This window comes from Xanthomonas sp. 60, from assembly GCF_011761925.1.
This window is the reverse complement of record NZ_JAASQW010000009.1, coordinates 25,486-41,814: the sequence shown is the minus strand read 5'-3', so window position 1 is coordinate 41,814 and position 16,329 is coordinate 25,486. Positions and strand designations below refer to the sequence as shown.

Below are 16,329 nucleotides of genomic sequence, written 5' to 3'. Positions count from 1 at the left end.
GACTTCAACCCGCAGCGCATCGAGGCGCATCACCCATGCCGATTTCCGTGACCCCCGGTTCCCCCCAACGCACCGGTGACGGACCGGCAGTCACCACGCGCGTGGCGCTGGTGGTGGTGACGTCCATCTTCTTCATGTGGGGCTTCCTGACCAGCCTCAACGATGTGCTGATTCCCCACCTGAAAGCGGTGTTCCAGCTCGATTACACGCGGGCGATGCTGGTCAACTCGGCGTTCTTCGGCGCGTATTTCCTGATGTCCCTGCCTGCCGGCAAGCTGGTGGCCCGGCTGGGTTACAAGAACGGCATCGTGGCCGGTCTGTGCGTGGCCGGCGTCGGCGCCCTCGGCTTCTGGCCGGCGGCGGAACTGCGCCTGTTCGGCGCCTTCCTCGCCTCCCTGTTCGTGCTGGCCACCGGCATCACGGTGCTGCAGGTGGCGGCCAACCCGTACGTTGCGCTGCTGGGGCCGGCGGAAACCAGCTCCAGCCGGCTTACGCTGGCGCAGGCGCTCAACTCGCTCGGCACCACCCTGGCGCCGCTGTTTGGCGGCCTGCTGATCCTCGGCAACGCGGTGAAATCGCCGGAACAGCTGCAGGCCTTGCCCGCCGCGCAGCAGTTGGCCTACCGCACGGCTGAAGCGCAGTCGGTGCAGGGGCCGTACGTGGGGCTGGCGATCGCCCTGGTGCTGCTGGCGATGTTGGTGTTCCTGTTCCGCCTGCCGCGACTGGCCGACGATGGCAATGCCGTCGCCGCGCCCGGTGAGCACCGCATCTCCGACGCGCTGCGCCACCGCCACCTGCTGTTCGGCGTGCTGGCGATCTTCTTCTACGTCGGGGCCGAAGTTTCGATCGGCAGCGTGCTGGTGAACTATCTCTCGCTGCCGGAGATCGGTGGCATGACCGAAAAGCAGGCCACCTTCTGGGTGTCGGCCTACTGGGGCGGTGCGATGATCGGGCGCTTCGTCGGCTCGGCACTGCTGGCCCGCTTCGCACCGGGGCGCCTGCTTGGCCTGTTCGCCGCGGGCAACGTGGTCCTGCTGGCGGTGACGCTGCTTTCGGCGGGGCAGGTCGCGGTGTACGCGATCGTAGCCACCGGCCTGTTCAACTCCATCATGTTCCCGACCATCTTCGCGCTCGGCATCGCACGCCTGGGGCCGCTGACGAACAAGGGCTCGAGCCTGCTGATCATGGCGATCGTGGGTGGCGCCGTGCTGCCGCCGCTGCAGGGCATGCTGGCCGACCGCATCGGGCTGCACCACAGTCTGGTGGTGCCGGTGCTGTGCTACGCCTACATCATCTTCTATGGGCTGGTGGGCTCGCGCATCGGCGCACCCGCACGCGCGCGATCCTGAGCTGCGTGCAGGCCGCGATGATGAGCCAGGGGCATCATCGCGGCAGCGGCAGCGGCAGCGCGTGGGCGAACCGGTTGCCTACCTGCTGATCTGCTCGAAGGTCTCGACCCGCTCATGGCCGTGGGTCGCGTCCCCGGCGCGCGGCATCGGGTAGTCATCGCGGCGATCCACCAGGCGGGTCTGCAGGCCCGCCTCGCGTGCGGCGTCGAGCTCTTCCACCACATCGGACAGGAACAGGATCTCCGCCGCGGGCCGTGCGATGGCCTGGACGATCCGGCGATAACTGTCCGCCTCGCGCTTGCCGCCGATCTCGGTATCGAACCAGCCCGAAACCAGCCCTGTCAGGTCGCCGGCTTCACTGAAGCCGAAGAACTGCTTCTGCGCAGGCACCGAGCCGGACGAGTACACGTACAACGGCAGGCCGGCGGCATGCCAGCCCCGCAGCACGGCGGCGACCTCCGGATAGAAGTGCGCCTGGTAATCCCCGTTGCGGTAGCCGGTCTCCCAGATCATGCCCTGCAGCGCCTTGAGCGCGGTGTGCTTGCGGTCCTGGTCGATCCAGCCCTGCAGGGCCTCGGCGATCAGGCTGTCCTGGCAGGCACCGCCGAGTTCGCTGGCCACCGCGTCCAGCCATCGCCGCACCTCCGGCTGCTGGCCCTGGCGGGCGATGAAGCCCGGCAGCGCCTGGCGCGCATACGGGAACAGCACATTCTTCACGAATGAAATGCTGCTGGTGGTGCCTTCAATGTCGGTGAGGATGACGCGTGGCTGCATGGGATCAGGTGCCCTGGGTGGGAATGTAGCGCGGGAATTTCTGCGCGATGTCGGTGCCGGTGAAATGACCGACCCAGCCGTCGGCTTCGGTGAAGAACCGGATCGCCACGAAGCTCGGCTCATCGCCCATGTCGAACCAGTGGGTGACCCCGTCCGGCACGGCGATCAGATCATCCTTCACGCATTCGATCTCGTAGACCTTCGTTCCCACGTGCAGGGTGAACAGTCCCGATCCGGCGACGAAGAAACGCACCTCGTCCTCCTTGTGGAAGTGCTCGTCCAGGAACTTCCTGCGCAGTTCGGCGCGGTTCGGGTTGTCCGGCGCGATGGAGGCCACGTCCACGCTCTTGAACCCTCGCTCGGCCACCAGACGGTCGATGTCGGCGCGGTAGGCGGCGAACACCTCGTCCTGGCTGGCGCCGGGAGCGACCGGCCGGGTGGCCTGCCAGCGCTCGAAGGTCACGCCGATCTCCCGCAGTTCGGTGGCGATGACCGTGCCGTCCTGGGTGTCCAGCAGCGGGGAGTCGGGACGGGTGTCGTCGTAGATGCGCAGTCGGCTCATGGCGGCAGCGAGGACCTTTCGTGGGAAGGACAGGGTAGTCGTGCCGGGCGCGGCCCGGCAACTTCAGGCGATCAGCCGCGCAGGCGGCGCAGTTCGAGTTCGCAGTGGAACAGGAACTCGAACGCTTCCAGGTGACGGCGTGCTTCGGCCATGTCGCGGCCCCAGGCATACAGGCCATGGCCGTCGATCAGGTAGCCCCACAGCGGCTGCACGTCCAGCACCGCGTCGACCTGGCGCGAGAGCACGTCCATGTCCTGCGTGTTGCTGAACACGGGCACGTCGATGGCCATCTCGTGCGTGCGATTGCCCGCGAAGGCCTTGAGCAGCTCATAGCCCTCCAGCCGCACATGGCCCTGCGGGGCATACAGGCGCGAGGCGATGGTCTGCACCGGCGAATGCGTATGCAGCACGCAGCCGACCTCGGGGAAGCGACGGTAGAGCTGGGTATGCAGCAGTGTCTCTGCGGACGGGCGCAACGGCCGGCCCACGGCCTGGCCGTCGAAATCCACGACCATGATGTCATCCTCGATCAGCCGACCCTTGTCGCGGCCGGAAACGGTGATGGCCGCATGGCGATCATCGAGGCGGTGGGAGAAATTGCTGCTCGTGGCAGGCGTCCAGCCGGCCTGGGCCAGCTCGCGGATGTTGTCGATCAGCAGTTGCGCCAGTTCGCTCAGGCGCTGGCTGTCATACGGAAGAAGGGGCGCGTTCATGCCTGCATTCTAATCCAACGCCGGCCCGGGCCGGGTCGCTCCGGCCGGGTCGGCGCGAGCGCACGCGGCCTGGCTCAACCGCCACGCAGGCGGCTGTTGCGGTACCCGTAGGCGAAGTAGATGGTCAATCCGATCGCCGTCCACACGCCCATCAGCATCCAGTTGTGGAATGTCATCGCCGAAAGCAGCGCAAGGCAGCTGAGCACGCCGAGGCTGCACACCAGCCATGCGGCCGGGATACGGAAGGGCCGCGGCAGGTCGGGCTGGGTACGGCGCAGGACCAGCACGCCGGCGCACACCGCCGCGAAGGCGATGAGCGTGCCCATGGAGGTCAGCTCGCCGAGGATGTCCAGCGGGAACACGGCTGCCAGCAACGCAATGCCGATGCCGGTGATGACCGTGTTGATGTGCGGGGTGCGGTACCTGGGGTGGATGCGGGTGAACACCGGCGGCAGCAGTCCATCGCGACCCATGATCATGAAGATGCGCGGCTGGCCGATGATCATCACCAGTACCACCGAGGACAACCCGATCAGCGCGCCGATCTCCACCACCACCCGCAGCCAGCCCAGCTGCGGATGCGCGGCCACGGCCGTGACCACCGGCTCATCGGTGCCCAGCAGCGTATAGGGCACCAGCCCGGTCATCACCGCCGCCATGGCGATGTACAGCACCGTGCAGATCAGCAGCGACACCATCATGCCGATCGGCATGTCGCGCTGCGGGCGGTGCGATTCCTGCGCGGCCACGGAAACGGCCTCGAAGCCGATGTAGGCGAAGAACACCATCGCCGCACCGCGCAGCACGCCCTCCATGCCAAAGCGCCCGGGACCTTCGTTTTCCGGAATGAACGGCGTCCAGTTGGCCGTGTCCACGTACTGCCAGCCGACCGCGATGACCAGTACGATCAGCCCGGTCTTGAGGATCACCATGGCCATGTTCATGGCCGTGGACTTGCGGATGCCCACGTAGCACAGCCAGGTGAGCAGCAGCACCAGGATGGCCGCCGGCACGTTGGCGATGGCGCCGGTCGGACGCAGCTGCGCATCCAGCGGTGCGCTGACCAGCGCCGCCGGCAGGTGGATGTCGAAATGACTGAGCAGGCTCAGGAAATAGCCGGTCCAGCTCACCGCCACCGCCGAGGCGGAGACGCCGTACTCCAGCACCAGCATCCAGCCGATGAACCAGGCCGAGAGCTCGCCGAAGGTGGCGTAGGTGTAGGTGTAGGCACTGCCGGAGACCGGCACCATGGAGGCGAACTCGGCGTAGGCCATCGCGCAGAACCCGCAGCAGATGGCCGCCAGGACGAAGGACAGCATGATGGCCGGCCCGGCATGGTTCGCAGCAGCCTGTCCGGTGATGACGAAGATGCCGCCGCCGATCACCGCTCCGATGCCCAGGGCCGTCAGCCCCCAGGGGCCCAGCGTGCGGGTCAGGCTCAGGCCGTTGGCGTCCTCATGGGCGGCATGCGGATGCTTGGTGGCCCATAGTTGCTTGAACATGCTTCGGAATCTTCAGTCGGGGCGGGCCGTGGCCAGCTGGAAAAGCGCACGGGCCGACCCTGTGGGCCGGCCCGTGCGGGCAGTTACGGGGAGGATTTTGCCAGCTTGCTGTGGCGCATGCCGTAACCGAAGTAGATCACCATGCCGAGCAGGGTCCAGCCGACGAACAGGTGCCAGTGCTCGCGGAAGGCCATGCCGAACAGCGTCAGGCAGGCCAGCGCACCGAGCGGGCAGATGATCCACGCCGCCGGAACCCGGAACGGGCGGTGCAGCTCCGGGCGTGCGTAGCGCAGCACCAGCACACCGATGCACACCGTCGCGAAGGCCAGCAGGGTGCCCATGGAAACCAGCTCGCCGAGCACGTTCAGCGGCATCAGGCCCGCCAGCGCGGCGGCGACCACGCCAACGATGACCGTGGCCACATACGGGGTCTTGAAGCGGCCGTGCACGGCGCCGAGGAACTTCGGCAGCAGGCCGTCGCGGGAGATCGTGTAGGCGATGCGGGTCTGGCCCATCATCATCACCAGCACCACCGAGGACAGGCCGGCGATGGCACCGATCTCCACGGCGGTCTTCAGCCAGGTCAGCTGCGGATGCGCTTCCAGCGCAGTGGCCACCGGCTTGGCGGTGCCCAGCTGGGTGTACGGCAGCAGGCCGGTCAGCACCAGGCACACGATCACGTAGATCAACGTGCAGATGGCCAGCGAACCCAGCAGGCCGATCGGCATGTTGCGCTGCGGGTCCTTGGTTTCGCCGGCCGCGGTGGACACCGCATCAAAGCCGATGAAGGCGAAGAACACGATCGAGCCGGCCCGCAGCACGCCGCTCCAGCCGAACTCGCCGAAGGTGCCGGTGTTCTCGGGGATGAAGGGCGTCCAGTTGGCGGTGTCCACGTAAGAGGCACCGAAGGCGATGAAGAGCACGATGACGCTGACCTTGATCGCCACGATGATGCCGTTGACGAAGGTGGACTGCGAGATGCCGACGTAGAGCAGGCCGGTCACCGCGGCGACGATCAGCACCGCCGGCAGGTTGAACAGGTGCCCGGAGGAGACGAAGGCGCCATCCACCCAGGCGATCGGCGCAGAGCTCAGCGCCTGCGGAAAAGGCAGGTGCAGGGTGGTGGTGACGAAACTGAGCAGGTACGCCGACCAGGCCACCGCCACCGACGCCGAGGCGAACAGGTATTCCAGGACCAGGCACCAGCCGATGAACCAGGCCATGCCTTCGCCAAGGGTGGCATACGAATACGAATAGGCGCTGCCGGAGACCGGCATCATCGCGGCGAACTCGGCGTAGCACAGGCCGGCGAGGGCACACGCCAGGCCGGCCAGCACGAAGGACAGGGTGACCGCCGGTCCGGCATGGAACGCTGCGGCCTGGCCGGTCATCACGAAGATGCCCGCGCCGATTACCGCGCCGATGCCGAGCAGGATGAGATGCTTCGCCGTGAGAGTCCGTTTCAGTCCAGATTCGCCGTCCAGGCTGCCTTCAATGGGTTCGCCGGCGTCGACGTGGCCGGCCGGTGCGACCGGCTTGACTCTCAACAGAGCTTTCAACATGCAATGCATCCCTGGAATGGAAGATGTGGCCGCCGATGCGTAGCCGGTGGCGCGTGTCGTGAAGGATCGGACCTGTGGACCAGGCCCGCTGTACCTTAGCCAAAGCTGAAGGCTATGTACAAGCCACGCCTGCAACATTTTCTGGCGATAATGGACAAGCCTTTCCCTGAACGCGCGTAATGTATGAGCGAATTGGATACAGCCGTTGCCCCGCTTGATGTCCGGCTGCTTGAACAGCTGCGGCTGCATGCGCGGAATGTGCCAGCTCAGAGCGCATTGGCTGACGAATTCGGCACAGTTCTGCGCAATTCGGACGATGCCTTCCGCCGAGAGCGACTGGAGGCCCACTTCACCGGCAGTGCATGGCTGGTCAGTGCTGATGGCGAACGGGTACTGCTGACGCATCACCGCAAACTCCAGCGCTGGCTGCAGCTGGGCGGGCATGCGGATGGCGATCGCGACCTGGCCAATGTCGCACTGCGCGAAGCGGAGGAAGAATCCGGCCTGACCGGCCTGGTGCTGGACGATCCGGCGATCTTCGATCTGGACAAGCACTGGATCCCGGAGCGCGCCGACGTACCCGGGCACTGGCACTACGATGCGCGTTTCGTGGTCCGCGCAACGGTCAGTGAGGCGTTCGTGGTGAGCGGGGAGTCCCTGGCACTGGCGTGGCGTCCGGTCGCAGCGCTGGCCGACGATCCGCAGGCGGATGATTCGCTGCGCCGCATGGCCACGCGCTGGCTGTCGCGCCAGGGCGTGTGACGCCCGGCGTGACGGGGCAGCCGGCGCCGGGCAGGGTGCCGGGCAGAGCCCGGCGCGGCCTCAATACAGCACGCGCGTGCGCAGCGTTCCCGGGATGGAGGAAAGCTCCTCACGCACCGCCGTGGCCTGGGCCTCGGTCGCGGTGATGTCGATCACCACGTAACCGACCTGCGCGTCGGTGCGCAGGAACTGGCCATCGATGTTGACGTTGTGCCGCGAGAAGATTTCGTTGACCCTGGACAGCACGCCCGGCACGTTGCGGTGGATGTGCAGCAGGCGCAGGCTGCCGCCGTGCTCGGGCAGGGTCACTTCGGGGAAGTTGACCGCCGACAGCGTGCTGCCGTTGTCGCTGTAACGGACCAGCTTGGCGGCCACCTCGATTCCGATGTTGTCCTGCGCCTCCAGCGTGCTGCCGCCCACGTGGGGTGTCAGGATCACATTGTCATGGCGGGTCAGGGGCGACTCGAACACATCGCCATTGCCCTTGGGCTCGACCGGGAACACGTCCACCGCCGCCCCGCCGATCTGGCCGCTGGCCAGCGCGGCGTCCAGCGCGTCGATGTCCACCACGGTGCCGCGCGCGGCATTGATCAGGTGCGCGCCGCGGCGCATCTTCGCCAGTTCCGTCGCACCGATCATCCAGTGCGTGGACGCATTTTCGGGAACATGCAGCGTCACGATGTCCGCCCGCTCGAGCAGGTCGTCCAGGCTCGCCGCCGCACGCGCATTGCCCAGGGAGAGCTTGGCCTCGATGTCGTGGAAGATCACCTGCAGGCCCAGTGCCTCGGCGAGCACGCCGACCTGGGTGCCGATGTGTCCATAGCCGATGATGCCCAGCACCTTGCCGCGGACTTCGTGGCTGCCAGCGGCCGATTTGGACCAGCCGCCGCGATGGCATTCGGCGTTCTTCTGCGGAATACCGCGGGTGAGCATGATCGCTTCGGCGATGACCAGCTCGGCCACGCTGCGCGTGTTGGAGTAGGGCGCGTTGAACACCGGAATGCCGGCCAGTTCGGCCGCGTCCAGGTCGACCTGGTTGGTACCGATGCAGAAGCAGCCGATGGCGATCGCACGCTTGGCCTCGGCCAGCACCTCGGCGCTGAGCTGGCTGCGCGAGCGGATGCCCACGATGTGCGCTTCGGCGATGCGCGCCTTCAGTTCGTCTTCCGGCAGCGCCTTGCTGTGCAGCTCGATCTGGCTGTAGCCGGCGGCGGTGAACACGTCCACGGCGGTCTGGCTGACCCCCTCCAGCAACAACACGCGGATATCCTGCTTCGGGTAGGAGGTCTTCTTCGGCGACATGGACGGCACGGCCAGTGGGACGGGGGCCGTCCACTATGCCAGATGGCACGGGGCATGGTGCACTGCGGGAAAGGTTGCAGCTGAAGCCATCGGCGCCGCCGGAAGGGGGGTGGACGCTGGGGCAGGGCACTGGCACGCTTGCCCGCTCTTCGTGCGTTCTGCTGGACTGCCATGACCGATCCCCGTCTCGATTCGCTGCGCCAGGCCGCGCCCGACCTGCGCCTGAAGACCGATGCCGCCGACCTGGAGCATTACGGCCGTGACTGGACCCGGCGCTGGACGCCCGCGCCGCTGGCCATCGCCCTGCCGGCAACGGTGGAGGAGGTGCAGGCGGTGATGCGCTGGAGCGCGGCTGAAAACGTCGCCGTGGTGCCTTCCGGCGGCCGCACCGGCCTGTCCGGGGGCGCGGTGGCGGCCCGGGGCGAGCTGGTGCTGAGCCTGGAGCGGATGAACAGAGCGCTGGCCTTCGATGCGGTGGACCGCCTGCTGACCGTCCAGGCGGGCATGCCGCTGGAGGCGCTGCACAACGCAGCTGCCGGGCACGGCCTGATCTATCCGGTGGACTTCGCCGCGCGCGGGTCCTGCACGATCGGTGGCAACATCGCCACCAATGCCGGCGGCATCCGCGTGATCCGCTACGGCAACACGCGCGAATGGATCGCCGGTCTGAAGGTGGTCACCGCTGATGGCGCGCTGCTGGAGCTCAACAAGGGCCTGGTGAAGAACTCAAGCGGTTACGACTTCCGCCAGCTCATGGTGGGCTCGGAAGGGACGCTCGGGGTGATCGTGGAAGCCACGGTGAAACTTACCGATGCGGCGCCGGCCAGCAACGTGATGCTGCTCGCGCTGCCCGGTTTCGACGTGCTGATGCAGGTCTTCGCCGCGTTCCGTGCGCGCCTGCAGCTGCAGGCCTTCGAGTTCTTCACCGACCGGGCGTTGCAGCACGTGCTCGCGCACGGCGCGCAGGCCCCGTTCGACACCCTGCACCCGTATTACGTGGTGACCGAATTCGCCGCGGGCGATGAGGCGCAGGAGGCGGCGGCCATGGCCGCCTTCGAGGACTGCATGGCGCAGGGCTGGGTCAGCGACGGGGTGATCAGTGCCAGCGACGCCCAGGCCGCGCAGCTGTGGCGCCTGCGCGAAGGGATCACCGAGGCGCTCGCGCGCCATACACCGTACAAGAACGATGTGTCGGTGCGCATTTCCTCGATGCCGGCCTTCCTGGCCGAAACGCAGGCACTGATCGGCGAGGCGTATCCGCACTTCGAAGTCGTGTGGTTCGGCCATATCGGCGATGGCAACCTGCATATCAACGTGCTCAAGCCGGCCGACACCGGTGCGGCCGATTTCCTCGCCCAGTGCGAGCATGTCACGCGGTTGCTGGCACAGGTCCTGCAGCGTTTCGGGGGCAGCATCTCGGCCGAGCACGGCATCGGGCTGGTCAAGAAGGCCTACCTGGACAGCACGCGGAGTGCCGCCGAGATCGCGTTGATGAAGGCGGTCAAACACGCGTTCGATCCCGGCGCCCGGCTGAATCCGGGCAAGGTGTTCGATGCCTGACGCGCTGATCGCGTCGCGGGTCGGTTACGCTTTGCACACTTCCTTCACGAGTGATCTCCAATGACCCCACTGCGCCCTGCCGTTTCCCTGCCCGTGCTGCTGCTCGCGCTGTGTGCGTTGCCGATCATGGCCACGGCGTCGAGCTTTGCCGGCACCTCCGCCGGCTCTGCGTCCGGGGCCTCGTCAGGCTCCTCCGGCAGCAGTTCCGGCGATGACAAGCGGATCGTCGCAGCGCGCGATGACGCTGCGGCATTCGTGGCCAGCAACGGTGCCATCCGTGGCGCACGGTTGCAGGCGGGCCTGCTGGCACTGCGCGAGCGCGATGCCGAGGCCCGCCAGGCATCCGATCTTCAGCTGGCGCAGGCCCTGCTGGCGCGTTGATGCCGCGGCGATGCGCCGTCGCCTGCGCGGCGCTGCTGCTGGGCATCGCAGGCCTCGCGCAGGGCAGCGCGGCGCTGGCTGTCGATGAGGGCCTGTCTGCGGCGGACGCCGCGTACGCGCGCGCGGCGCGCGATGCGGTGATGCAGCAGTTGCCGGCCGGTCTGCGCAGTGCATTGCCTGCCGAGGTGCATATCGAGTGGCGTGACGACCTGCCGCCGCATGTGGCCGGTCGCACCTTCGCCGGTGGCATACGGCTGGACCGTGCGCTGCTGGACCGGCGTGCCGGGGCTCGGCTGCGCAGCACGCTGCTGCATGAGCTGGTGCATGTGGCCGACCGTGCAGGCGGGCACTGGTCGCGCAGCGCACGGTTGCGTGAACTCGCCGGCTGGCAGCGGCGGCCCTGGCGGCTCGGGCGTACGCCGAACCGGTTCGAACAGCGCTCGCCCGATGCGTACGAACTGCATAGCCCGGCGGAATACCTGGCGGTGAATGTCGAGCACTGGCTGCAGGATCCGTCGTTCGCCTGCCGTCGGCCCGCCTTGGCGAGTTGGCTGGTGGACACCTTCGGCCCGGCGCCGATCGGTAGCCTGGACTGCAGCGCGGTGCTGCCGCTGCTGGCGGCGGGCGAGGACGAAGGCGCGGTGGAACTGCTGCAGCTCGATCCCGCCCGCGTATATGCGGTGGATTATCTGTTCGCCGAAGGCGCCGAAGCGCCGATGAGCCGCTGGGGCCACAGCATGCTGCGGCTGGTGATCTGCCGGGAGGGCCGTGCCCCGGGGCCGGACTGCCGGATGGACCTGGACCAGCACCGCGTGCTGTCCTTCCGCGCGTTCGTCGGCGATGTCGCCCTGTCGAACTGGCGGGGCCTGAGTGGGGGGTATCCGTCCCGGCTGTTCGTGCTGCCACTGCAGCAGGTCGTGGACGACTACACGCGGGTGGAGCTGCGCAGCCTGGCCTCGCTACCGCTGCGACTGCAGCCGCAGGACATCCGGGGCCTGCTGGCGCGTGCCGCACAGGTGCACTGGAGCTACGACGGACGCTACTACTTCGTCGGCAACAACTGCGCGGTGGAAACCGCCAAGCTGTTGCAGGCCGCAGTGCCCGCGCTGGCGGAGGCGGGGATCGAACGCATCACGCCGCGCGGCCTGCGCCGTCGCCTGGAACGCCGCGGCTGGCTGGACGAGCACGTTCTGGACGATCCCGCGACCGCCGTGCGTGAGGGGTATTACTTCGAATCCGCCGACACCCATTACGCGCAGTTGTTCGCGGTGGCGCGCACTGAACTCGCCCTGCCGGCACGAGATGCGCGGCGATGGCTGGCGATGGGCGCGGCCGAGCGCGCACCGTGGTTGCAGCGCGGCGGGCTTCGCAGCACGGCAGGGCTGTTGCTGCTTGAGCAGGCCGCACAGCGCCGCGCCGAACTGCGCGCGCGCGATACGGTGAAGCACCGGTTGCTGCGCCGGCCCGGCAGCGAACAGGCGCACCAACTGCAGATACTGTTGACCCGTGCCGGGCAGTGGCTGCAGCCAGGCGGCCTGCTGCCGCACGGTTACGGCGTGCCGCAGAGCGGCGAGCTGGCGACGCTGCAGCCCGCGCTGCAGGCGCTGTCGCAGGAGGGGCCGGCCGCATGGAAGGCCCTGCGGACTGAACTGCGTGCCGCGCTGCCTGCCGTGGAGCAGCGCGAGCTGGATGCGCTGCGGGACAACCTGCAGGTGCTCGATGCCCGCCTCAGGGTACTCGCCGCAGCGCCGTTGCAGTAGCCGCGCAGCGCGGCGTTTGCCCGTGCGTTGACGGACCGGCTGTTAGGGTAGCGTTATGAAATTTTGTCACGGAGTCCGCATGCGTCCCTCTTTCTTCCTTGTTCCCACTGTTCTTGTCGTGGCGCTGGCGGCCGCCTGCCAGCCCGAGAAAACGCCGGCAGCGGATGCCGCCGGTCAGGCGCCTGCGGTCACCGCGGCCGAACAGGAAACGCTGTACCGCTGCGGCGACAAGACCGTGCAGGCGACGTTCCGCGGCGATGACGCGGCCACGGTCGTGATCGAGGGTCGCACCTTTGCCATGACCGGCGAAGAAGCTGCGTCGGGCGCGCGCTACGTAGATACCCGTGGCAACGTGCTGTGGACCAAGGGCGGTGACGAGGCGGTGCTGACCCTGCAGGGCGAGCAGGACCGGGCGTGCAGGCAGATCCGTGACGGCAGCCAGGCGGTCGCGGGTGTGGCCGACGGTGGGCCGGCGCCGTCGTCCTTCCACGCATCGGGCAGCGAGCCAGGCTGGCTGGCCACTGTCGACGTGCCGGGTCAGCCGGGCCTGCATGTCGAGGTGGATTACGGGCAGACCGTCTATGACGTGCCCGCACCGACGCAGGGTCCCGACGGCTGGGCCGGCACGGCAACCGACGGCACGCTGGTCAAGCTGAGCATCCAGCGCGTCCCCTGCCAGGCCTTGGCCAGTGGTGAAATGCTCGACGCCAAGGCCATGCTCGCCGTGGGCGCGCGCCAGCTGCATGGCTGCGGGAACGTCCTGGCTCCCTGATCGCATCCCAGGAGCGCCCCGCTGCGGCGCCGGCTGATCACCGGCGCCGCAGTGCGTTCAGTCCGCGCGGCCAGCGAACTCGCCGGTGGCGGTGTTGACCAGCACGCGCTCGCCGTTGGCGATGTACTCCGGCACCATGATTTCGATCCCGGTGTTCAGCCGGGCCGGCTTCGGGCGCTTGGTCGCCGTGCCGCCCTTCATTTCCGGCGGCGTTTCGACCACTTCCAGCACGACGCTGGTCGGCAGCTGCACGGCCACCGGTTGGTCGTCGATCACCTGCACGTACAGGCCGGTCAGGCCATCGGTGATGTAGCCCGCGTCGTCGCCGATCACCTCGGCGTCGAGCGTGTAGGGGGTGTAGTCCTCATCGTCGAGGAACACGAAAGCCTCGCCATCCTTGTACGAATAGGTGGCCTGGCGGCGCAGCAGCTCCACTTCGACCAGGTTGTCGTCCGAATCGAAGGTGGCATCGGCCTTGTTGCCACCGGGCACGCTGTACATGATGAAGCGGAAGCGGACGTTGCCGCCGCGGCCCTGCGGCGAGCTGCGTTCGATGTCGCGGATCTGGTACACGCCGCCGTTGTGTTCGACGACGTTGCCCTTCTTGATGTCACTGGCTTTCATGGTGGTGTTGGTCTGTGTGGGGGAGGCACCGTCCCGGTGCCCGGGGGACTTACTTCGGCGCCAGGCGCGTGGCGCCGTCGAGGCGGATGGTCTCGCCGTTGAGATAGGTGTTGCCCAGCAGGTAGGCGACCAGGCTGGCGAAATCCTGCGGACGGCCCAGCCGCGAAGGGAATGGGATGGACGCGGCGAGCGATTCCTGCACGGCCTCGGGCATGCCGTCCACCATCGGTGTCCAGAACACGCCCGGCGCGATCGTGTTCACGCGGATCCCGAAACGTGACAGCTCGCGCGCCATCGGCAGCGTCATGGACACCACGCCGCCCTTGGAGGCCGCGTAGGCCGCCTGGCCGATCTGGCCTTCGTAGGCGGCGATGCTGGCGGTGTTGATGATCACGCCGCGCTCGCCATCCTCGCCGGGGGCGTTGTGCTGCATCAGTGCGGCGGCGGCCTTGGCCACATTGAAGCTGCCCACCAGGTTCACCATGACGGTGCCCTGGAACGCGGACAGCGCCATGGGGCCTTCCTTGCCGAGCACGCGCCCGGCCCCGAGGATGCCCGCGCAGTTGATCGCCACGTTGAGGCCACCGAGGAACTGCTGCGCCGTGTCGAAGGCGGCGGTGACCGCGGCCTCGTCGCTGACATTGACCTGCAGGTACTGCGCGCGCTCGCTGCCCAGTGCGCCGACGGCGGCGGCACCCTTGTCATCATTGAGATCGAACAGGACGACCTTGCCGCCCTGCGCGATGAGGTGTTCGGCGACGGCCAGGCCGAGACCGGAAACGCCGCCGGTGATGACGGCACGTACGTGGGACAACTGCATTGCGTGGTCCTGTCGAGTCTGAAGGCAGGGATTCTAGCGGAAGCGCCGCAGTGCGCTGTTGTGCAGTGCGCTGCGGCGGGCGGCCGGGCAGGGACGTGCGCGCGCTCAGGCCGGGGTGAGTGCCTGTCCGGTGCGGCTGCCGGTCCTGCGGCCCAGCAACCCGGCCAGCCAGCGCCCGGTCGCCGCCAGCGCCTCCAGATCCACGCCGCTGTGCAGGCCCATGCCCTGCAGCAGATACACCACGTCCTCGCTGGCCACGTTGCCGCTGGCGCCCTTTGCGTACGGGCAGCCGCCCGCGCCGGAGACCGCGCTGTCGACCACGCGCACCCCGGCTTCCAGGCAGGTGGCGATGTTGGCGATGGCCTGCCCGTAGGTGTCGTGGAAATGCACGGCCAGCGCGTGCATCGGCACTTCGCTGGCCACCGCTTCAAGCATGGCGCGCGCCTTGCGCGGGGTGCCCACGCCGATGGTGTCGCCGAGCGAGATTTCGTAGCAGCCCATCGCATGCAGCGCCTGGGCCACGCGCACCACCTCGGCCACCGGAACCTCGCCCTGGTAGGGGCAGCCCAGCACCGTGGAGACGTAGCCACGCACGCGCACGCCATCGAGCGCGGCGCGGCGCAGGATGGGCTCGAAGCGCGCCAGTGATTCGTCGATGCCGGCGTTGGTATTGGTGCGGTTGAAGGTTTCCGAGGCCGCGGTGAACACCGCCACTTCGGTGACATCCACCGCGCGCGCGCGCTCATAGCCCTGTTCATTGGGTACCAGCACCGGATAGGCAACGCCGGTGCGGCGCTGGATGCCGGCGTAGACCTCGGCGGCATCGGCCAGCTGCGGCACCCAGCGCGGGCTGACGAAGCTGGTGGCTTCGATGGTGCGCAGGCCCGTGGCCGTGAGGCGATCGATCAGGGCGATCTTGTCAGCGGTGGCCACCGGCTGCTTTTCATTCTGCAGGCCGTCGCGCGGCCCGACCTCGACGATGCGGACGTCGTCAGACATGGTCCGGCCCCTCGCTCACCCATGCCGGCGTGCGTTTGCCAAGGTAGGCGCCTAGCCCCTCCTGGCCTTCGGCGGACACCCGCAGGCGCGCGATCAGATCGGCATTGGCCGCATCCAGCGCATCGCGGTCCATCGTGGCGGCCACGCGCCGTACCAGCTCGCCGGCGGCAGCGGCAGCGAGCGGACCGGCCTTGCCGAGCAGGGCGAGTTGCCGCGCCACGGCGGCATCAAGGTCCGCTTCGGCCACTACCTCGTGGACCAGGCCGATGCGCAGCGCGGTCGAGGCGTCGAAGTGCTCGCCGGTGGCGAACCAGCGACGTGCCTGGCGCGGGCCGATGGCCTGGATCACGTAGGGTGAGATGACCGCCGGCAGCAGGCCGAGGCGGCTTTCGGTCAGCCCGAAGCGGGCCGCCTCGGCGGCGATGGCGATGTCACAGCAGGCGACCAGTCCGACACCCCCACCAAAGGCGGCGCCATGCACCCGCGCGATGGTCGGCGTGGGCAGTTCGTCGAGCGTGCGCATCAGCCGGGCCAGGGCAAGGGCATCGCGGCGGTTGTCGGCCTCCGAAGCGGACGCCATCGAGCGCATCCACGCCAGGTCCGCACCGGCCGAGAACGACGCACCGGCGCCGGCCAGCACGACCGCGCGCAGCGAGGTGTCGCGGCCAGCCGTCTCCAGCGCATCGGTCAGCGCCGCGATCAATCCGGCATCGAAGGCATTGTGCAGGGCCGGGCGCGCCAGCCGCAGGGTGAGAATCGCGCCGGAGCGCTCGATCTGCAGGGAATCAGTCATGTAAAGGGCATTGTCCAAGGCTGTACAGATCATAGCGTTCACCCCGGCGTGGGCCATGACGCGGCGCGGCGATGCTAGAATTGATAACCATTCT

Annotated in this window: 16 protein-coding genes; 6 read left to right on the top strand and 10 right to left on the bottom strand. The window is 68.1% G+C overall.

All coding sequences use genetic code 11. The features are described from left to right. The first annotated feature begins 35 nt into the window (after window positions 1-35). Window positions 36-1,349: an L-fucose:H+ symporter permease gene (gene fucP / locus FHY09_RS15580; protein ID WP_166927824.1), complete on the top strand. Its 1,314-nt coding sequence runs from the start codon at window positions 36-38 to the stop codon at window positions 1,347-1,349. A gap of 78 nt (window positions 1,350-1,427) precedes the next feature. Here the strand turns inward: fucP and mtnC are convergent, their stop codons facing one another. From mtnC to FHY09_RS15555, 5 genes are all read right to left on the bottom strand, one after another. Continuing rightward, a complete protein-coding gene (gene mtnC, locus FHY09_RS15575; RefSeq protein ID WP_166927823.1) occupies window positions 1,428-2,123 on the bottom strand; it encodes an acireductone synthase in 696 nt (231 codons plus the stop codon). Window positions 2,124-2,127: 4 nt separating this feature from the next. Next, on the bottom strand, window positions 2,128-2,685 hold the full coding sequence (locus FHY09_RS15570; RefSeq protein ID WP_166927822.1) for a 1,2-dihydroxy-3-keto-5-methylthiopentene dioxygenase: 558 nt from the start codon (window positions 2,683-2,685) through the stop codon (window positions 2,128-2,130). A gap of 71 nt (window positions 2,686-2,756) precedes the next feature. Then, a complete protein-coding gene (locus FHY09_RS15565; protein WP_166927821.1) occupies window positions 2,757-3,398 on the bottom strand; it encodes a methylthioribulose 1-phosphate dehydratase in 642 nt (213 codons plus the stop codon). A gap of 74 nt (window positions 3,399-3,472) precedes the next feature. Next, complete coding sequence (locus FHY09_RS15560; RefSeq protein ID WP_166927820.1) at window positions 3,473-4,900, bottom strand: amino acid permease; 1,428 nt, start codon at window positions 4,898-4,900, stop codon at window positions 3,473-3,475. Between the two features lie 83 nt (window positions 4,901-4,983). Continuing rightward, window positions 4,984-6,462 (bottom strand): amino acid permease, encoded by a 1,479-nt coding sequence (locus tag FHY09_RS15555; protein WP_166927819.1) that lies wholly within the window; start codon window positions 6,460-6,462, stop codon window positions 4,984-4,986. Window positions 6,463-6,645: 183 nt separating this feature from the next. Between FHY09_RS15555 and FHY09_RS15550 the strand changes: the two genes are divergently transcribed. After that, the gene (locus FHY09_RS15550; protein WP_166927818.1) at window positions 6,646-7,224 is read left to right on the top strand and encodes an NUDIX hydrolase; all 579 of its coding nucleotides are present in this window, start codon (window positions 6,646-6,648) and stop codon (window positions 7,222-7,224) included. 60 nt (window positions 7,225-7,284) lie between these two features. Here the strand turns inward: FHY09_RS15550 and serA are convergent, their stop codons facing one another. Further along, complete coding sequence (serA, locus tag FHY09_RS15545) at window positions 7,285-8,526, bottom strand: phosphoglycerate dehydrogenase (protein WP_166927817.1); 1,242 nt, start codon at window positions 8,524-8,526, stop codon at window positions 7,285-7,287. Window positions 8,527-8,697: 171 nt separating this feature from the next. On the opposite strand from serA, the gene FHY09_RS15540 reads away from it, so the two are divergent. The 4 genes from FHY09_RS15540 to FHY09_RS15525 all read left to right on the top strand — a co-directional run bounded on the left by FHY09_RS15540 (window position 8,698) and on the right by FHY09_RS15525 (window position 12,999). Next, window positions 8,698-10,086, top strand: a complete 1,389-nt coding sequence (locus tag FHY09_RS15540; RefSeq protein ID WP_166927816.1) for an FAD-binding oxidoreductase — start codon at window positions 8,698-8,700, stop codon at window positions 10,084-10,086. A gap of 60 nt (window positions 10,087-10,146) precedes the next feature. Next, window positions 10,147-10,467, top strand: a complete 321-nt coding sequence (locus FHY09_RS15535) for a DUF2388 domain-containing protein (RefSeq protein ID WP_166927815.1) — start codon at window positions 10,147-10,149, stop codon at window positions 10,465-10,467. Beyond that, entirely contained in the window at window positions 10,467-12,227 is a 1,761-nt protein-coding gene (locus FHY09_RS15530; protein WP_166927814.1) for a DUF7844 domain-containing protein, read from the top strand. The genes FHY09_RS15535 and FHY09_RS15530 overlap by 1 nt, the downstream gene beginning before the upstream one ends. Before the next feature lie 79 nt (window positions 12,228-12,306). Next, entirely contained in the window at window positions 12,307-12,999 is a 693-nt protein-coding gene (locus FHY09_RS15525) for an MliC family protein (RefSeq protein WP_166927813.1), read from the top strand. 57 nt (window positions 13,000-13,056) lie between these two features. Here FHY09_RS15525 and yeiP read toward each other — a convergent pair whose 3' ends face one another. The 4 genes from yeiP to FHY09_RS15505 all read right to left on the bottom strand — a co-directional run bounded on the left by yeiP (window position 13,057) and on the right by FHY09_RS15505 (window position 16,235). Further along, entirely contained in the window at window positions 13,057-13,623 is a 567-nt protein-coding gene (gene yeiP / locus FHY09_RS15520; protein WP_166927812.1) for an elongation factor P-like protein YeiP, read from the bottom strand. Between the two features lie 49 nt (window positions 13,624-13,672). Beyond that, window positions 13,673-14,443, bottom strand: a complete 771-nt coding sequence (locus tag FHY09_RS15515; protein ID WP_166927811.1) for an SDR family oxidoreductase — start codon at window positions 14,441-14,443, stop codon at window positions 13,673-13,675. A 105-nt stretch (window positions 14,444-14,548) separates the two neighbouring features. After that, window positions 14,549-15,442, bottom strand: a complete 894-nt coding sequence (locus FHY09_RS15510) for a hydroxymethylglutaryl-CoA lyase (RefSeq protein ID WP_166927810.1) — start codon at window positions 15,440-15,442, stop codon at window positions 14,549-14,551. After that, the gene (locus FHY09_RS15505; protein WP_166927809.1) at window positions 15,435-16,235 is read right to left on the bottom strand and encodes an enoyl-CoA hydratase-related protein; all 801 of its coding nucleotides are present in this window, start codon (window positions 16,233-16,235) and stop codon (window positions 15,435-15,437) included. Before FHY09_RS15505 ends, FHY09_RS15510 begins: the two co-directional genes overlap by 8 nt. Window positions 16,236-16,329: the final 94 nt, after the last annotated feature.

Coding starts and splice junctions, on each gene's coding strand:
- FHY09_RS15505 (WP_166927809.1), bottom strand. CDS start 16,235: ATGACTGATTCCCTGCAGATCGAGCGCTCCGGCGCGATTCTCACCCTG.
- FHY09_RS15530 (WP_166927814.1), top strand. CDS start 10,467: ATGCCGCGGCGATGCGCCGTCGCCTGCGCGGCGCTGCTGCTGGGCATC.
- FHY09_RS15510 (WP_166927810.1), bottom strand. CDS start 15,442: ATGTCTGACGACGTCCGCATCGTCGAGGTCGGGCCGCGCGACGGCCTG.
- fucP (WP_166927824.1), top strand. CDS start 36: ATGCCGATTTCCGTGACCCCCGGTTCCCCCCAACGCACCGGTGACGGA.
- FHY09_RS15565 (WP_166927821.1), bottom strand. CDS start 3,398: ATGAACGCGCCCCTTCTTCCGTATGACAGCCAGCGCCTGAGCGAACTG.
- FHY09_RS15525 (WP_166927813.1), top strand. CDS start 12,307: ATGCGTCCCTCTTTCTTCCTTGTTCCCACTGTTCTTGTCGTGGCGCTG.
- FHY09_RS15550 (WP_166927818.1), top strand. CDS start 6,646: ATGAGCGAATTGGATACAGCCGTTGCCCCGCTTGATGTCCGGCTGCTT.
- FHY09_RS15540 (WP_166927816.1), top strand. CDS start 8,698: ATGACCGATCCCCGTCTCGATTCGCTGCGCCAGGCCGCGCCCGACCTG.
- serA (WP_166927817.1), bottom strand. CDS start 8,526: ATGTCGCCGAAGAAGACCTCCTACCCGAAGCAGGATATCCGCGTGTTG.
- FHY09_RS15515 (WP_166927811.1), bottom strand. CDS start 14,443: ATGCAGTTGTCCCACGTACGTGCCGTCATCACCGGCGGCGTTTCCGGT.
- FHY09_RS15535 (WP_166927815.1), top strand. CDS start 10,147: ATGACCCCACTGCGCCCTGCCGTTTCCCTGCCCGTGCTGCTGCTCGCG.
- FHY09_RS15560 (WP_166927820.1), bottom strand. CDS start 4,900: ATGTTCAAGCAACTATGGGCCACCAAGCATCCGCATGCCGCCCATGAG.
- FHY09_RS15555 (WP_166927819.1), bottom strand. CDS start 6,462: ATGTTGAAAGCTCTGTTGAGAGTCAAGCCGGTCGCACCGGCCGGCCAC.
- mtnC (WP_166927823.1), bottom strand. CDS start 2,123: ATGCAGCCACGCGTCATCCTCACCGACATTGAAGGCACCACCAGCAGC.
- FHY09_RS15570 (WP_166927822.1), bottom strand. CDS start 2,685: ATGAGCCGACTGCGCATCTACGACGACACCCGTCCCGACTCCCCGCTG.
- yeiP (WP_166927812.1), bottom strand. CDS start 13,623: ATGAAAGCCAGTGACATCAAGAAGGGCAACGTCGTCGAACACAACGGC.